Source organism: Undibacterium sp. Ren11W (assembly GCF_049340485.1).
In the GTDB taxonomy this organism is placed as follows: domain Bacteria; phylum Pseudomonadota; class Gammaproteobacteria; order Burkholderiales; family Burkholderiaceae_D; genus Undibacterium.
Window position 1 is genome coordinate 344,476 of sequence record NZ_JBMPPB010000001.1, and the last position, 16,530, is coordinate 361,005.

Sequence of the window (16,530 nt, forward strand, 5' to 3'; positions counted from 1 at the left end):
AAAATAGAGTGAAACACAGTTCTTTTCCTGCATTTTTGGGCCAAGAACTGCTGTGGCCTTAGCCCGAAATAATTGCAAAACCGTGTCGGATCAAGCATGAATATCAGCAAGCTAGCGAATCAAGTTCTTTCTCTGTTAGGTGACCTCGGTGACTGGACGCAGCATCAGCGCGTGCTGCGTCTAAACACGCCGCTGGGCCCTAATCAGTTAATGGCCGAGAGTTTTACCGGGGTAGAGAGCCTGAGCGAAGGCTTTAAGTTCGAGATCATTGCGCTTTCTGGTAATGCCCATCTGGCCCTAAGAAGCCTAATCGGTCAAACGGTCTTGCTAGAGTTGATGACGGCCAATGCTAGTACCGCATTGCGACCTTTTCATGGACATGTGACGCGGGTCGAGACATTAGGATCTAACGGTGGTCTGGCACGCTACAAACTGATCGTCGAGCCCTGGACCGCCTTCATGGCATTGCGCCGTGATAGCACTACGTATCAAGACATGAGCGTGTTAGATATTCTGGAATCTATTTTTAAAGATTACCAAGGGCAGGGTAAATTGGTGCCTGCCTGGCGGCTAGAGATTGCCGATCTGAGTGCCTATCCAAAACGTTCACTCACAACCCAATATCAAGAGAGCGATCTGGCCTTTGTGCAGCGCCTGATGAGTGAAGAAGGTCTGTTTAGTTGGGTAGAACATCTGGGCGACCCAGCCAGTGCGACCTTAGGTAGCCATACCCTGGTGATCGCCGATAACAACGCCGCTTTTAAACCAAATGCACAAGCCAGCATCAACTTCACCCAGCCCGGCGCGGTGATGAAGAGTGACAGCATGGACCGCTGGCGTAGCGAGCGCCGCTGGCAAACCACGGCGGTAGAAGTGGCGAGCTGGGATTATCGCAGCATCAATACCCGGCCTGTGGTCGCGCACAGCAGCGCCAATAATAGCAGTGATAGCAGTAGCCTGGTGTCGCAAGACGCCCCCGGCGCGTATAGTTACGAGAGCCGCGCTTTGGGTCAGCGTCTGGCCGATCTGCAACTGCAGGCAGTCGAAGTGCAAAATAAAATCTTCACCGGTGCCGGTACCGTACGCACACTTTCACCTGGCACTACGTTTAGTTTGTTAGGCCAGGCCGGACATGATCTGGTGGACGGCAGTGATGAAAGCAATTTTGTGGTGCTGCGTGTCGTGCATCAGGCCCACAATAACCTCAGCGCCGATCTGCATTCGCAGCTAGAGCAGGCTTTGGGACAAGTCGGCGTTAGCAAAATCCTGGGCGAGCTGAGCGACTTGATAGGGCTAGATAATCTACATGCCACTGGTAAAGACAAAGGCGAACGGCCACTTTACCGCAACCGCGTCGACGCCATCCGCAGCACCATACCGTATCGCAGCCTGCGCAGCGACCAACATGGGCAATTGCTGCATCCCAAACCAACGGTGGCTGGCCAGCAAAGCGCCATCGTGGTGGGGCCTGCAGGCAATGTCATCTACACCGATAGAGATCACCGCATCAAGCTACAGTTTCACTGGCAGCGCGGCCAGAATGCGCACTGCCGTTTAGCCCATCCGCAAGCGGACGGCCACACCGGCGCACCGGCTAACGAACAAGCCGGCACCTGGGTAAGGGTTGCCACCAGCCTGGCCCCGGTCGCTGGCGCCAACTGGGGCAGTAACGCGATACCGCGCATAGGGCAGGAAGTCTTGGTCGATTTTATCGAAGGCGATATCGACCGGCCTGTGGTGATCGGTAGCCTATACAACGGCAAGGGTAATACCGATGCGCAATACAATCAGGTCGCCAGCGGTAGCGGTGTCGCCACCGGCAACGCCCCCAGCTGGTTTCCCGGAGAAAAAGGCGGGCACGCCCATCCGGCCTCACTCTCTGGCATCAAGAGTCAAAGCATGGGAAGCAGCCAACAAGGCACCGGCGGCTACAACCAATTAGTGTTTGACGACAGCCCGCAACAAAGCCGCACCAGCCTGCAACAGCACGCCGTGGCACACCAGGGCACGGCCGAACTTAATCTGGGCCACCTGCGGCATCAAAGCGACAATCAAAGACTCAACAAAGTCGGCTTTGGCACAGAACTCAAAACCCCGCACAGCGCCGCATTGAGAGCAGGGCAAGGCATGCTGATCAGCACCGACGCCCGAGCCAATGCCACCAGCACCCAGTTAGACTCTAGAGAAGCGCAAGCGCAAGTCGAGAGCAGCCAACAACTGCAAACCAGCCTCGCCACGACCGCGCAAAAGCACAAGGCCAAACTCAAAGACGAGAAAAAACAAGACGAACCGGAAGCCAAGAAACTCCCCGCTATCAAACAGCAAGAGCACAGCGCCACGGTACTCAAAGCCAGCGCAGAAGGCCAGGCCGGCGAACATGGAGGTAAAGGAAAAGTCACCGCCTACAGCGAAGCCCAGTTGCAGCTCAGCAGCCCGGCAGGCATAGCCCTCACCACCCCGAAAGACGCCATCCTCAACAGCGGCAACACCAGCAGCATCACGGCAGGGCAAGACATTAACCTGGCCAGTCAGGGCAACCAACACCACGCAGTCAAGGCAGGCATCAGCCTGTTTACCTACGGCAAAGCCAGCAACCAAGAAAAGCCGAATCAAGAAACGGGCATTAAACTGCACGCCGCCAGCGGCAAATTGAGCAGCCAAAGCCAGAGCGACAAAACCAGCGTGACAGCAGACAAGAACATCACGGTAACAAGCACCACAAAAACCGTCATGATCGCCGCCAACAAACACGTACTCATGACCGCCATGGGCGCCTTCCTGAAACTAGAAGGCGGCAACATCATGCTACACGGCCCGGGCAAGGTGGTGTTTAAAGCGAGCATGAAGGAATTGGCTGGGCCGGGGAGTGCTAGTGCTCAATTTACGCTGCCAAACGTAGGGGAGCTAAAGCTGTGCGAATTTAAAGCTTTGGACGCTGCGACTAATGGGGATGCTAGTGTTGCGCTCAAATAATCTTCGGATGGAAAATTTAGAATTTCGCCTGCTTGAACATTATCGCTTTGGAATTATTGATCCACTTCTTAATCCTTTGATGCAAGAACAGTTAGCGGATTTGCCAAAGTATTGTCTTGCACCCGATGAGCTGGACATACAAAAAAACGTACTGCCGTGCTTGGTTGATTTTTCCGAATTATCGCGGCTGCGACGATTGGAGCTATTCACCTCGCTTGAATTGAATTTTTCGCACAAAATTCCCTGCGGATTTAGTGCTTTATTTGCGAGTGCTCGGCCTGCTGAAACCTTAGTTGCTCATTTACGTAAACAATTTATTCGTATTGATTTGCAAAATAATCGCACTTTATTTCGATTTCACGACCCTAGAGTTTGGCTGCAATTGCAGTGGATGCTTGACACAACTTCGATTCAACAACTGATGGGGCCAATAGATAAATGGATGTATCAATTGGATTGGACCTGGCATGTTTTTGAAAAACCTGAAAATGAGGGTTCATCAAGCGCTCGTCCCAACCGGCGTCAGCAGCAAGTTCAAATAGAAAGAATCGGACTGATTAATCGCGTCATTAAAAGTCAAAGTTTGCCGAGTAATATTGCGCTAATTGAAACTGGAAAAAAAGTAAGCCAATTGATAGAGCGGGCTCAACTGCGCCATAACATGAGCGATGCCTATGATTTAATTGCCTACGCAATTGACGGGCTCATTTTAGGAGATGCATTTGATGCGCACCCTCTTATTGTGAAAACCCTAAAGCAACTTTCTGATCCCGAAATCACCTATAAAGAAGCGATGCGTGACATCGACAGTGATGCCATGAAAAAAATTACCGCAGAATTAAATAGTGCCAATAGGAGAAATACATGAGTTGTCCATTTTGTGAAAAAGGTGGCATACCTATTATGCCGACAAGATTGGCGCTCGCCTTAACGGAAAATCCGGTAAAAGAAGCTGGTACTCCGTTTACGAATAATCCACCTAAAGAAACGAAGGTAATGAAGTACGTACTGCGTAGTTTAAGAGCAGGGTATTTATATGTCTATGATGAAGCTCAAATGCGCTGGGACGCCTATATAGTGACCGAGAATGGTTATTACTATAAACACGACATCAATGTATTTACGCCTCCGGTCGCCAGTCCAAAGCCCTCATTATTTCCAGCGGGAAGTGCCTTGTCATTTATCGACAGCGCCCCCAATACGTCCTTTAGCGCCCCGGCCGTAAACAGTGTTAATTTTTCTTGTAGCCGATTTCCTGCTGATGTCGCATTGGCATCGTGCATCACAATTCCAAATACAAAAAAAACTCCGGCAAAGTCAATCTGGCTGGCTTTTTCAGATGTTGAATGGAGCAAAGACGTCATTAATAAGCACAATGATGCGGCATATCGCGATTCGCATATGCGTAAAGTGGATGTCGCTGCCTGGATTGCAGACAAGGTACATGCATATTGCGATAAGCTAGAAACCGCGGATACATTTGTGGCGGAATACGCATTGAACAAAGCAATAGGCGAGCCTGAATTTATCTGGAGCCCGTTTAAGTTTGAAAGTAAAAAAACTGCCTCACCGTATTTCACGGCTTTGGCGGAAGCAGCCGCGCTTAAAATCGCCGAAGCAAAAAAACAAAAACGAACTATCCCTGCATTACAGGTACAAAACGGCCTAGTTGTGCGGTTACCTGACCCAAGTTCACTGGCGCGCGAAACTTCACGGCTCATACAACATAAAACCAATGAGTTTTTAACTGATAAAAGTCGCGTGCGTGAGTTAGCTTTATCCAATTCTATACTTGCGATGAAGGAAGCCATAGCGACCCAGTCGGTACAAAAAGAAATTGATGGAGCAGAATATCTCGCCAATCAGATGGGAGCAGATAACCCGATTGGCATGATGAGTAAAAGTTATCGTGACAGCGTAGAAAAAATGCGCACAGTCACGCCTGCCATGCTCGCGCGCGCAAAAGAGCAATCATGGAACAAATATAAACTGAAATATTCTGAAGACAAACGTGCTGCGTTCGAAAAAAAATACAATGACGAATTAATCGCCTTTGATACCCAATGGGTCGCTCCTTTGGCCAAGTTGCACGATGCATGGATGCAGCACGACAGCATGCTCAATTATTTTGAATTTAATTTCGACACCAAAGACATCATGGGTGGCTTTGTTTATCAGAGTGTGTTTGCCTTATGTGTGGAAAATATGGCAGATAAAACCTTGTTCGCAGAGCGTTGCCAGAAATGGTTTAATGGCGAGGTCGTCGATAAACGCAACCCCTTGTTGCGCTCTTTAGTACTCAATAACGATGTGCTGGCAAAAAAAATCCAAGACACCGCAAGTTCGCCCTTTGATTGGCGCTCTCCGGGTTGGGAGAATCTGTTTGGCACTCTAAAAGCAGCCCTCGAGGCCGCCGAAAAAGCCGGGCATAGCGGAGCGTACGCGCAATGGTTGCAAGGAGCTGGCTTCTCACAAGCGACGGCACGCCTCATGTTTGAAATATCCGGACCTATGATACGGTTTTTTTCCAAGGTCCTGGCACCGAATATCGCCGCACCTAGCCTCAGAGCACGTGCGCCTTTGTTAGCGCTGGGCTTGATCAATAACAGCCCTATCGTGGCGGTCACGGTCACAGGGAGTAAAAAGGAATTTCGTGCCATGTTGGTACGGCGCATCCTTAGTAGCTCTGGACAAAATTTTTCTGGGCGAGCTTTAGAAAAAGCAGTTGCCGATGAGATGCGCCGCTTGCAAGTACAAGGCGTCGCCTTAGAGGGTAGCGTGACCAAAACCTGGTTGCTGGCAGTCGATGAAGATGCCATGCGTAACATCACCAGAACCATGCCCAATGGCGGGCGGGGCATGACAGAAAGCGCACGTGCCCAAGCGCTCATGCAGGCGATACATACCCCGGCACAATTAGATGCGGTCACCAGCAATTTTAAAAAAGTGCTCAACATGAGTGTGCGTCTAGGTATCGCCAATCTGATTTGCCAAGGATTTTCTTTATCCAAGGCGATGGATGATGAAGCTAGCGCCATGGGCCATGAAAAAACCGAAAATCACACGAAACTTTATGGTACTTACGGTGCAGTCTTTGGCACCATGGCCGAAATCACAGGTAGCGCAGTTTCGAATCTTCCTGCTTTAACGTTACGTGCGGCACAGGGAATTAAGTGGGCGAAAATTTTTGTGAAGTCTGCGGAGATTCTTGGCTATGTTGGTAGAGGGTTGGGAGCCGTTGCTGGTTGCATTACGGCATTTTTTGATTTTCAGCATGCGTATGAAGAAAGACAACAGAAAAGTTATGGCATGATGACTTTATATATTGCTTCTGGAAGTTTGGGGGTTGTAATCGCTGTCGGACTGGCAATGGGATGGTTGACTGGCGGACTGGCTTGGTTACTGCTGGGGATATTTGTTGCACTCACGGTGCTCATAGAATTAGTCAAAGACAATAAGTTAGAGAGCTGGTTGACGCGTACGCTCTGGGGTAAATTGAGGGATGAATATGGGGTAAAAGGCGACCCCTATAAATCGCTGGAAAAAGAACAAGAAGAATTAAAACTGGCAACGGCAGGGTAAACACATGGAATACAGCGGTCTCTTATTTAAATATCCTGTCAATCGTCCCGTTTCTGATGAAGAAAAAGGCTATCAGCTCAACAAGAAAAAGCGTCTAGCTTTAGCCCCGGTCAGTCAGATGACAACCATACGCATGAACAGCACTTTTATGGAAGTGGTGGACAAATTTTATGCGTATAAAGGATTCATGCTGATGATTGTGTTGCCGGTGTTTATCGGATTTTTATTCTTTGATTTTCTAATGACTTACGAATTTGTTGCGCATGATCTAGCGACAATTTCAGGTCAAAAAGAAGTGGAAGGTATAAGTGCATTTATTTTTATGAATATTCTTTTGCTCTCTATCTGTGCCTGGCTAGGCTACATGATAAAAAAAGAAATGTTCACCTACACCCATTGGCCAGTGCGACTAAACCGTAAAAATCGTATGGTCTATGTGTTTCGCCACAATGGGCCAGGCGGCGTGTTGGCTGTGAAATGGGATGATGTATTTTGCTGCTTTGCGCCGGGTAAGGCCAAATATGCGGGAAATTACAACTGGGATATCCGTTGCCATGTGCTCGATGCCAAAGGGCTCATCAAAGACACCTTTACTATAGGAAAATTCGATACCGGGCTGACCGATACCTTGCGCGCCCATTGGGAGTTTTTCCGGCGCTATATGGAAGAGGGAACGCAGCATCTGCCGGCTATCGAAGAATATCTGCCGATTGCCACCCACAGAGAAGGCTTCTGGTTCGGCTTACGTCGTGCGACTGCCAACACGTATGGGAATTTTTTCATATGGGTAATCACTCTGCCGTTGACGATTCCCAATGGTTTGGCGCGCTATCTTTGCATGATCAGCAGCCGCATCCCGCGCTGGCCCGCCGAGGTCGAGGCCGCCTGCGTGGTCGAGCCTGGTAGTGAGATACCAGCAGAGTTAGAAAATTCGACATCGATCTGGAAAATGGCAATATCCTTAGTCCTGGGTTTGGGCGTAGACGCCTGGTGTATCTGGAAAATCAGTAATGCAAGCAGCTGGTCTGGCTTACTCGGATGAGGGGAAGTTCAATATATGGGGTATAGCGTGATTGAGGGGGGATGACGTTAGTGTTGCTTGTTCTTGATTATTCTGGATGATCAGTTTTGATTGGTATCAAAATCAAAATCAAAATCAAAATCAAAATCAAAATCAAAATCAAAATCAAAATCAAAATCAAAATCAAAATCAAAATCAAAATCAAAATCAAAATCAAAATCAAAATCAAAATCAAATATCAAATATCAAATATCAAATATCAAATATCAAATATCAAATATCAAATATCAAATATCAAATATCAAATACCAAATACCCCATTAGCCCAGCACGCATATTCCATGCGCGTCTCCAAGCACATGCTGCCAGCAGGCGCGTAAACAGTGCGTGCTGGCTGTGGTGCTTGTGAAATTTCTGAAGATAATCTTTCAGGCGAACCACGCTCTACCGATATGCCCTAGGAAAGTCCGGCTTGTTGGAGTAGTGAGTACCGTTGCCAACTAGCTCTGGCGCAAATATAAGTTCTGACGATATCGCAATTAACAGAGCGAATGAAAAACTGAAAAATGATCTATTTAAATAATATTTTCTGTGTCGTACTGCTTATCCTATGTACCGCCATTGAGGCATGGGCCTATGAAGAGGAGGATGCTGTCCCATTGGCAATAAGAGTTCAGGCGGGCGATGGAAACGTCATAAAGACCGCAATTAGATTGAGTGGGCGCAACGTCGAAATTAGAAGTGAGATACGCAACGACGCAAATTCGCAAAAACGTTTAGGTTTCGCTGCTTATACGCCGTTTTTTGATCAATTAGGTGATGGTGAAGAGCATATCGATAAGACATTTACCGATCTAAAAGTGGATTTAAATGGCAAAAGTTTGAAGTTGCTAGCGTATCGCCGCGGATTTTTTCTTGGACAGGATGTCACTGATAAATTAAGTACGGCGGGTATCGCACCATTACCAAATACAAATATTGATGAGGAAAAATTGAAACGTCTGCCTAGTCTGCATGGTTTGGCGCTAAACAACTGGCAGGGATATATTTCCTATTCCTGGATCGCATCACTTCCAGCTAACTCGACAAATTGGCAGGCCATACGCTATAAGGCATTGCCGCAATTTGAACGTGATGAAATCTCGTCTGATCGTTTCAGTCAGCGAGTTTTACAGCATTGTGGTAACCCCAATGAGATACGCAAATATCTGGCAGACTTAAATTTGAATACTGATGCTTTATTGGTCGAAAAGTATGAGTTAGCTGTGCAGCTGGTTAAAACGCAAGAGGTCTCGATAAAAATCGAGCAGCCGACTAAAAATTGGTTGGGAGTTCGTCCAGTAATTTCTCTCGTGTGCGGAATCTCTGATCGCTTGGGAAACAGAGTGAGTTATTCAGGAACGCTTTCAAATGTTGGTAGAGTTACCTCTGTACTTATTATCTCTACGCTTAATCAATTATCGGAAAAATGAGACTGCTTAATGACCGCTAATTAGCACCGGGTCTTCGAAAACGAAAACGATAGGCTGATCGATAATGCACTTTAACCTTGCCCTAAAATTTATAAGAAAAATCATCTTGCTCATGTATTTTTTTGGTCAATGCGGCGCGTCCTTTGGCACAGATAATATTAATTTTGGTGTTGTAACAATCGCAAATGGTGAACAATCACTTGAAATACGTAGCCGAGCTAAATTATTAAAAAAAATTGAAAATGTAGGCGGAATATACTATTGGCCTTGGCTAAATATCGGCGATGATGGGGTAATTAGCTCTGGGAATATCGATATAATTTCTCAGACTGGCACCGTTCGAAAATTATCCAACGATAAAAGTATGCTGTCGTTAGGTAATGGATTTTTAGTGCAAATAAAAGATAGGCATTCTTTTTCTATTCAACATAATCAGCACTCTTGTCACTTTAATTCAAAGGAATTTGGTAATTTTGATTCCGAGTACTCAATTAAAGAGTTATTTAGCTTGGGGTTTCTTCGATTATCTTCTGCGAATACGTACCTAATCGCATTATCAAAGCATCGAAATAATATTGATGATTCCGAATACAAAACTTCGAGAATAGATTTTCCATCTTGTAAAGTGCTCACTTCCGAGCCCTTACCGCAACAAGATTTTTTTGTCGAGCTTGGGTGGACGAATAAAGGCGGGTGGTGGCTGGTTGGGTCTGTTGAACAAACACTCTTTCGCTCTACTAATGGGGTGCACTGGAATAAAGTAAATCTCCCAAAAGACACGCAATCGATCATGAGTGCTTACGTTAAAACTGAAGATGAGATTTGGATCGCCGCCAGAATTAATCCCGAGAGCGCAGGCACTGGACCCATGTTAGCAAAATCTGGAGATCGTGGGAAAACATGGACCGAAGTCAATTTTCAAAGTAAAGACATAGAAAGTTTGCCCTATTATTGGTTGAAGGGGCGGATACGGTCGCAAAGCAATTCTCCGCGGTAGATAGGCTTCACGAGATTTTGGTTGTCAAAAGAAGGCGGAGAGTTTTATGCAAAAGAAGAATAAGTTTCTAGCTCTGATTTTTATCATTTTTTCTTCAATGTCTTTGACAAGTAACGTTGTGTTGGCGGGAGAGGGTGACACTCAGTCTGTGAACGTGAATCAAGTCATTGAGTTTGAACAATATCCTGTTGAAATTATTAGTACGACTTCTAGAAAAAAACGATCCTCACTACAAAACTGCGCAAAGCAGTACAAGACTGTGATAACGAATGCGATGCAAGAGCCTGTAAACTTTGCGGGACATTATCGAGTGGTAACTTTGGGATGCGGCACTGATTGCCGAGGTTTTGCGGTTGTTGATAAGGTGTCAGGTGTAACGTATACCTTGCCTGGCGTTGAGTTTGTTGCAGGGGTTATGGGTAATGAGGAAGCGCGCATACAATTTAAGACTGACAGTCGACTTTTTATTATTACGGGAAGTAAAAATGATGAGAACGAAGGAAAATTTCATTACCTATGGAGCGGGAAAGAACTCAAACTGTTAGCGACATTCCCTATAAAAAAACAAGATTATTCTGAATGAGATATGGACGGGAAAATCATTAGTTTTAGTTGAATTTTTTATGGCTTGCCCTCGTAATCAAGGCCTATATACCCCCTCGCCCAACGCACATATCCCATGCGGCTTTCCAAACACATGCCGCCAACAGGCGCGTAAACAGTGCGCGTTGGCGGTGGTGCTTTGGGCGAACTGAGCGAACAGATCTCAGTAGAAGATTGGGCGCAAAAAAATGTCAACGTCTGTTAGTAGGAAATGGCTAAGTACGGGGAATGCTAGATGATAAAAATAATCATTTTCAGAGTGAATTCACACCAGATTTTTACTCGGCGGATTAAATCGAATATTTTATTTTTATCGAAAAAATCACTAATTAAATGATAAATATCTCCAAAATAATATGACGATCAAAAATCTTACTGCCGCAGTCTTTTACGTACTCTGCCTCTATATTACGACAGTCACCACTACATTTGCCGGTGGATTTGAAATATGGGTAGAGCAGATAACTTGTGGCGATATTCAATATAAATTGAAATCCACATGCAAGAAATCAAATGATGAGATGAGCTTAAATGAGTGCACATCTCAGACATTGGAAGTCGCAAAGAATACTTCTGTTCGAAAAGTAAACTTACCTGAGCTCAGTAAATTTAGTGCAGCTCTAAACAAAAAGGCTGGGGGCGATATCAAAGACTTATTCGTCATTCAGTGGGCATGCGGTCGCCATGAAAAATGAGTGTCTTGGAGTTATCTTACTCGATTGGAGGCGGTTCTGCGCCATATGCTGAATCTTCTGCTGCATACAATCAGAACGGTGAACTTATCGACGATAAGAAGAATCCGATCTACGAAAAAGCCCTATCAGCAGGTAGAAAACAGATGAAAAAAGTTCGCTCTATCATGCCGGAATAGGATCGAAATTCCACCTAATATGGACTAGGGAATCAAAAGAAACCAGCGTAATGGGGCGGGCAGTAAAGTGGTGACGTCGAAAATAATGGAATTATCTCGACTACACGCCGATCTTGCGCGTCTGAAACGTGAGGATGAAATCATAAAAATGCGTTCATGCGTGCATGAACCGTACTTCGCGATGGATGTTCAGTGTATGCATAATTTCCATGTGATGGAAAACGAAATATCGAGAGAACCTCATTGGTCAGCAGGTACGTCAACGGTGTGTGTTGGCGGTGGTGTTTTCATTGTGGCTGAGGATTAAGATGATTGGGAGTGGATATGCCTGTCTTTAGATAGCGGAATCATGCTCCTTTAAGGAAGAAATGAAATATTCTATTATTGTGTTGTTCGCGCTGGCGTCTCTGTTTTCTAATGCATTAGCTAATGATGGTGTCGCGGCACTCAGTGCGGGTGGCATCATTATGGGAAAAACGGATGCGGTCGCGATGAAAAAAGAGGTGTTGTATGTCAGCTATGACAAAATCAGCGTGGCCTATGAATTTTTGAATGAATCGGGTTCAGACGTTGAAGAGACCATATTTTTTCCTTTGCCAGAATATACCGCGGACTATCATGGATCAAAGGAGTATGCTGGGCAACCTTCACATTTTGAGATCGAAGTTGACGGTAAGAACGTCAATTACAAAACGATCGTTGCGGCAAAAATGGGTGCAGACGATGTTAGCAAAGAGCTCAAGCAATTAGGTTTAAGCGATGAACAGATTGCATACTTCCCATCTTTCTCGCTCTTCGGGCAAAAAGTGAAACCGTTGACAGCTAAGCAGCGACAGCAATTTATGGCGCGCGGCTTGCTAGCGCAAATTGGTGGCGATGACGCCTGGATTCCTGCGTGGAGCGTAGCCATTCAGTATGTTTGGATGCAAAAATTCCCGGTAGGTAGAATTGTAAAAATTTCCCACCGATATACGCCATTTGTTTCTTATGGGCCATCTGAATTCACATTGGGGGAGTCGTTTAACAAAGACTATTGTGCAGATAAAAATTTTCTGAAGTCTTGGCACAAGCTTGCTGCAGAAAAAAATAGGCAAGTTGTAGCGAACACTGTGTCGTATATTTTAAAGACGGGAAACACATGGAAAAATGGCATAGAAGACTTTACCTTGAATCTGATAAAAAAAGATCCTGGCGAACTGATTAGTCTTTGTTTTCCAGGGGACTTCAAGAAGATAAACCCGACAACTCTTCAAATTCACCTGACTAACTTTAAGCCTCAGCAGGATTTACGTGTGTATTTTGGAAATATTGAAAATACCTCCGGAGAACCGGGAGTCAAACCTAGACTCTCTCATTTGCGTGATTAATTCGAAGTTACGCCGGCGGCATATTGGGTTCGGTAATTAATCTAAACCACGACCTGGCCCAATGCGCATATTCCATGCGCCTTTCCAAGCACATGGCGCCAGCAGGCGCGTAAACACTGCGTGCCGGCGGGGGAGGTATTTCTATTTCGAGATAAGCATGGCTTTATTCATGAAGTCCTTACGCGTATTTTTTTGTTTTTTGCGTTCTATAACCGAATTTCCGCGCTTGGTCAAAATTGGCTTAACAGTGTGGTTGTGAAAAGCTATGCTGTGTGTATGAAAAATATCTTCGCATCCCAAACAAAAATTTTACGTCTCTTGGCAGGCATCAGCTGGAGGAAGTTCGGGTTTTCTCTCGTCTTGGTGAGTATTGCCGCGCTGATCGTTAACCCCTATTTTTCTGATGACTTTAGCCTTGTCGATATTTGGTTGCGACTGGCGGTTCCTGGTTGTTTCATGTTTATGACCTATATCGTCACAGGTAATATTCAGTTTGTGCGTTGGAAGTTGTATGACGTGCGTATCGTCGCCTTGGTGATCAGTGCTTTTCTGGGGACTATCTTTGGGGGACTCTTGTTAGGACGCTCTTTGCAGCAGTTATTTACCACCGGGTCCATGCTGGCAGGTATTTTTGTGGTCACTACCGGGGGCATTTTAGTGGGAGTGATCGCGACCATGTTCCTAGATCTGCGCGAGCGCGAGGTACGCTCTCAGCTTGATTTGGCGGAGTCTGAAACCCGTCGTTTGCAATTAGAAAAAAATGCTTTGAGCTCACATTTACAGATCTTAAAAGCACAAATAGAGCCGCATTTTCTGTTTAATACGCTGGCCAATGTTCAATATCTGGTGGAGCACGATGCGGCCATGGCATCGACTATGCTGGCCAGCTTAATTCGTTATCTGCGCGCTGCCTTGCCGGAAATGCGGGCAGAGCAAACTACGCTGGCCAAAGAAGTTGATATGAGCAAGGCCTACCTCGAGATTTTACAGGTGCGCATGGGTAAGCGTCTGTCTTACCAGATCGATATCCCTAAAGATTTAGAGAGCATGGCTTTTCCACCTTTGATGCTAATGACGCTGGTCGAGAATGCGATTAAGCATGGGGTTGATCCAAGTTGCCAGGAAGGTTGGATCTGGATTGCTGCGCAACATAGTGACCGAGGTGTAGCGATCACGGTGCGCGACAATGGCCCAGGCATGACGCTCAGTAGTGGCGGTGGCGTTGGATTAAAAAATATTCGTGAGCGTTTGCAGGCGATGTACGGCAGCAGTGCAGCACTGTTACTTTCTGAGCCTGAAACTGGCGGTTTTATGGCGACACTACAGTTGCCGCGTTTAGCAGAAACACCGGGAGAGTAATATGCCGACTGCCATGATTGCAGATGACGAAGCTTTGTTGCGCCATCATTTAAAGGCCAAGCTGGCGCTGTTGTGGCCCGAACTAGAGATTATCATGGAGGCCGAGCATGGCTTGCATGCACAAGAATTGATTTCTGCTGCGGGCGACAATTTACCCGATGTGGTGTTCCTTGATATTCATATGCCGGGCATGACAGGCTTGGAAGTGGCAAGACTGATCGGTAAACGTGCCCATATTGTGTTTGTAACCGCCTTTAATCAATATGCGATTGAAGCTTTTGAGCGCGGCGCGATCGACTATTTGCTCAAACCATTTGAAAATGCGCGTTTAAGCGAAACCATACTGCGCCTAAAAGAACGCATGCAAAGCCCGGTAAACCTGCCAGCGACTGTCGGGCTTGAGTCTATGTTAAGCGATTTGAGTAAGGTCTTGAAGCTTAATGCACCTAGTTATTTGCAATGGATTAAAGCGAGTGTCGGCAATACGGTAAGGCTGATACCTATCGACGAAGTGCTGTATTTTCATTCTGATGAAAAATATACCTGTGTGACGATGGCTGATGGCGAGGCTTTGGTACGCAAACCTATCAAAGAATTACTCTTAGAGTTAGATTCCGCCCAATTCTGGCAAATTCATCGCTCCACTATCGTCAATGCGCGTGCCGTGCTTGGGGTGGTGCGCGGTGAAAGGGATCAGGCCGATCTATTACTCAAAGGTCGTAGTGAGACCCTGACGGTGAGCCGCAACTATATCCATCTGTTCCGACAAATGTAGTCGGCTACAAATAAGAAATGGGCGCTTCGAAGATCGAACGCGCCCATTTTTTATGCAGATGTTACTTATGCGCCACCGCGTCCACCGGAGCGACGTGGTGTGCTTTGCTTGACCACTGGCTTGGCCGAAGTGCGCGCAGGGCCGCCTTCGCGTGATGCGCCTACCGGACGTGGCTGGCGATTGCCAGCACGATTGCCACCGCCGCCGCCGCCACCACTGCGGCCTTGACCTTGTCCCTGGCCTTGGAAACTACGCAACTGTATTGGCTGCGCTTTGGCGTGAGGATCTGGAATAAAACCATCGATGATTTCTTGTGGTAATTGGCGCTTGATGAGTTTTTCAATATCCGCCAGCAGCTTGAATTCATCCACGCAGACCAGAGAGACCGCTTCGCCTGTCGCACCGGCGCGACCGGTACGGCCGATGCGGTGTACATAGTCTTCTGGGACGTTAGGTAAATCGTAATTAACGACGTGTGGCAATTGGTCAATATCGATACCGCGGGCGGCGATGTCGGTGGCGACCAGTACCGTCAAACTACCATCTTTGAACTCAGCCAATGCCTTGGTGCGTGCGGACTGGCTCTTGTTACCGTGGATCGCCATACTGTTGATACCACCGGCGATTAATTGCTCTACCAGTTTGTTGGCACCATGTTTGGTTCGGGTAAATACCAGAACTTGGTTCCAGTTATAGGTCTTGATCAGATGCGCCAACAATGGGTGTTTCTTGTCGCGGTCAACTGGGTGTATCTTTTGGGCGATCACTTCAACCGTCGAATTGCGACGCGCCACTTCTATCATGGCTGGATTATCCAAAAGTTTATCAGCCAGGGTCTTGATCTCATCCGAGAAAGTCGCAGAGAACAGCAAGTTCTGGCGCTTAGGCGGCAAAATTGCCAGGACTTTTTTGATATCGTGGATAAAGCCCATGTCTAGCATGCGATCAGCTTCGTCCAGAATTAAAATCTCGACGTGGCTCAAATCTATCGTGCCTTGCTGCTTGTGGTCCAACAAACGACCCGGCGTGGCGACCAAAATATCGACGCCAGTCTTGAGTAATTTAATTTGTGGATTGATGCCTACACCACCGAAGATTACGCCGGAATTAAGATTGGTGTATTTGCCGTAAGTGCTGACGCTTTCTTCTACCTGGGCCGCAAGTTCGCGTGTTGGCGTCAGGACCAGGGCGCGAATAGGGCGGCGATCGGTCTTGTTTTTTGGCGCGTTCGGGCCTTTGTGCAAGCGCTCAAGGATAGGCAGCGTGAAGCCTGCGGTTTTTCCGGTACCGGTTTGCGCGCCCGCCAGCAAATCCCCACCTTTAATGACCGCGGGAATGGCCTGCAGTTGGATCGGGGTAGGGGTGGTGTAACCATGATCGCTGACTGCGCGAACGATACACTCGGATAAGCCAAGTTCTGAAAATGTGGTCATGCTAATTTCTTGAAAAAACAAACAGTCGGACCGGATGCCCGATATGTAAGAGTAAAACGAAATGTGAACTGCAGAGC

General features: G+C 46.9%; 13 protein-coding genes. 11 read left to right on the forward strand and 2 right to left on the reverse strand.

The genetic code is table 11. The annotated features are described in order from the left end of the window. The first annotated feature begins 96 nt into the window (after positions 1–96). Genes ACO0K8_RS01600 through ACO0K8_RS01615 form a run of 4 tightly spaced genes read left to right on the forward strand, consistent with a single transcriptional unit; the run spans position 97 to position 7,597 of the window. Positions 97–2,973: a type VI secretion system Vgr family protein gene (locus tag ACO0K8_RS01600; protein ID WP_422944867.1), complete on the forward strand. Its 2,877-nt coding sequence runs from the start codon at positions 97–99 to the stop codon at positions 2,971–2,973. 7 nt (positions 2,974–2,980) lie between these two features. Further along, the gene (locus tag ACO0K8_RS01605) at positions 2,981–3,841 is read left to right on the forward strand and encodes a DUF4123 domain-containing protein (RefSeq protein WP_422944868.1); all 861 of its coding nucleotides are present in this window, start codon (positions 2,981–2,983) and stop codon (positions 3,839–3,841) included. Beyond that, positions 3,838–6,555, forward strand: coding sequence for a T6SS effector BTH_I2691 family protein (locus tag ACO0K8_RS01610; protein WP_422944869.1), 2,718 nt, complete (start codon positions 3,838–3,840; stop codon positions 6,553–6,555). Before ACO0K8_RS01605 ends, ACO0K8_RS01610 begins: the two co-directional genes overlap by 4 nt. Before the next feature lie 4 nt (positions 6,556–6,559). Beyond that, the gene (locus tag ACO0K8_RS01615; RefSeq protein WP_422944870.1) at positions 6,560–7,597 is read left to right on the forward strand and encodes a DUF6708 domain-containing protein; all 1,038 of its coding nucleotides are present in this window, start codon (positions 6,560–6,562) and stop codon (positions 7,595–7,597) included. Between the two features lie 80 nt (positions 7,598–7,677). Here ACO0K8_RS01615 and ACO0K8_RS01620 read toward each other — a convergent pair whose 3' ends face one another. Continuing rightward, positions 7,678–7,818, reverse strand: a complete 141-nt coding sequence (locus ACO0K8_RS01620; RefSeq protein ID WP_422944871.1) for a hypothetical protein — start codon at positions 7,816–7,818, stop codon at positions 7,678–7,680. 324 nt (positions 7,819–8,142) lie between these two features. Between ACO0K8_RS01620 and ACO0K8_RS01625 the strand changes: the two genes are divergently transcribed. From ACO0K8_RS01625 to ACO0K8_RS01655, 7 genes are all read left to right on the forward strand, one after another. Further along, on the forward strand, positions 8,143–9,048 hold the full coding sequence (locus tag ACO0K8_RS01625) for a hypothetical protein (protein ID WP_422944872.1): 906 nt from the start codon (positions 8,143–8,145) through the stop codon (positions 9,046–9,048). Between the two features lie 106 nt (positions 9,049–9,154). Then, the gene (locus tag ACO0K8_RS01630; RefSeq protein WP_422944873.1) at positions 9,155–10,045 is read left to right on the forward strand and encodes a WD40/YVTN/BNR-like repeat-containing protein; all 891 of its coding nucleotides are present in this window, start codon (positions 9,155–9,157) and stop codon (positions 10,043–10,045) included. A gap of 46 nt (positions 10,046–10,091) precedes the next feature. Then, positions 10,092–10,628 carry a hypothetical protein gene (locus ACO0K8_RS01635; RefSeq protein WP_422944874.1) on the forward strand — a complete coding sequence of 179 codons (537 nt, stop codon included), beginning with the start codon at positions 10,092–10,094 and terminating at the stop codon, positions 10,626–10,628. A 376-nt stretch (positions 10,629–11,004) separates the two neighbouring features. Beyond that, positions 11,005–11,343, forward strand: a complete 339-nt coding sequence (locus tag ACO0K8_RS01640; protein ID WP_422944875.1) for a hypothetical protein — start codon at positions 11,005–11,007, stop codon at positions 11,341–11,343. Between the two features lie 544 nt (positions 11,344–11,887). Further along, positions 11,888–12,886 carry a DUF4424 family protein gene (locus tag ACO0K8_RS01645; protein WP_422944876.1) on the forward strand — a complete coding sequence of 333 codons (999 nt, stop codon included), beginning with the start codon at positions 11,888–11,890 and terminating at the stop codon, positions 12,884–12,886. A gap of 276 nt (positions 12,887–13,162) precedes the next feature. Then, the gene (locus tag ACO0K8_RS01650) at positions 13,163–14,245 is read left to right on the forward strand and encodes a sensor histidine kinase (RefSeq protein WP_422944877.1); all 1,083 of its coding nucleotides are present in this window, start codon (positions 13,163–13,165) and stop codon (positions 14,243–14,245) included. 1 nt (position 14,246) lies between these two features. Further along, complete coding sequence (locus ACO0K8_RS01655) at positions 14,247–15,020, forward strand: LytR/AlgR family response regulator transcription factor (RefSeq protein WP_422944878.1); 774 nt, start codon at positions 14,247–14,249, stop codon at positions 15,018–15,020. A 65-nt stretch (positions 15,021–15,085) separates the two neighbouring features. Here the strand turns inward: ACO0K8_RS01655 and ACO0K8_RS01660 are convergent, their stop codons facing one another. Beyond that, entirely contained in the window at positions 15,086–16,453 is a 1,368-nt protein-coding gene (locus tag ACO0K8_RS01660; RefSeq protein ID WP_422944879.1) for a DEAD/DEAH box helicase, read from the reverse strand. Between the last annotated feature and the right edge of the window lie 77 nt (positions 16,454–16,530).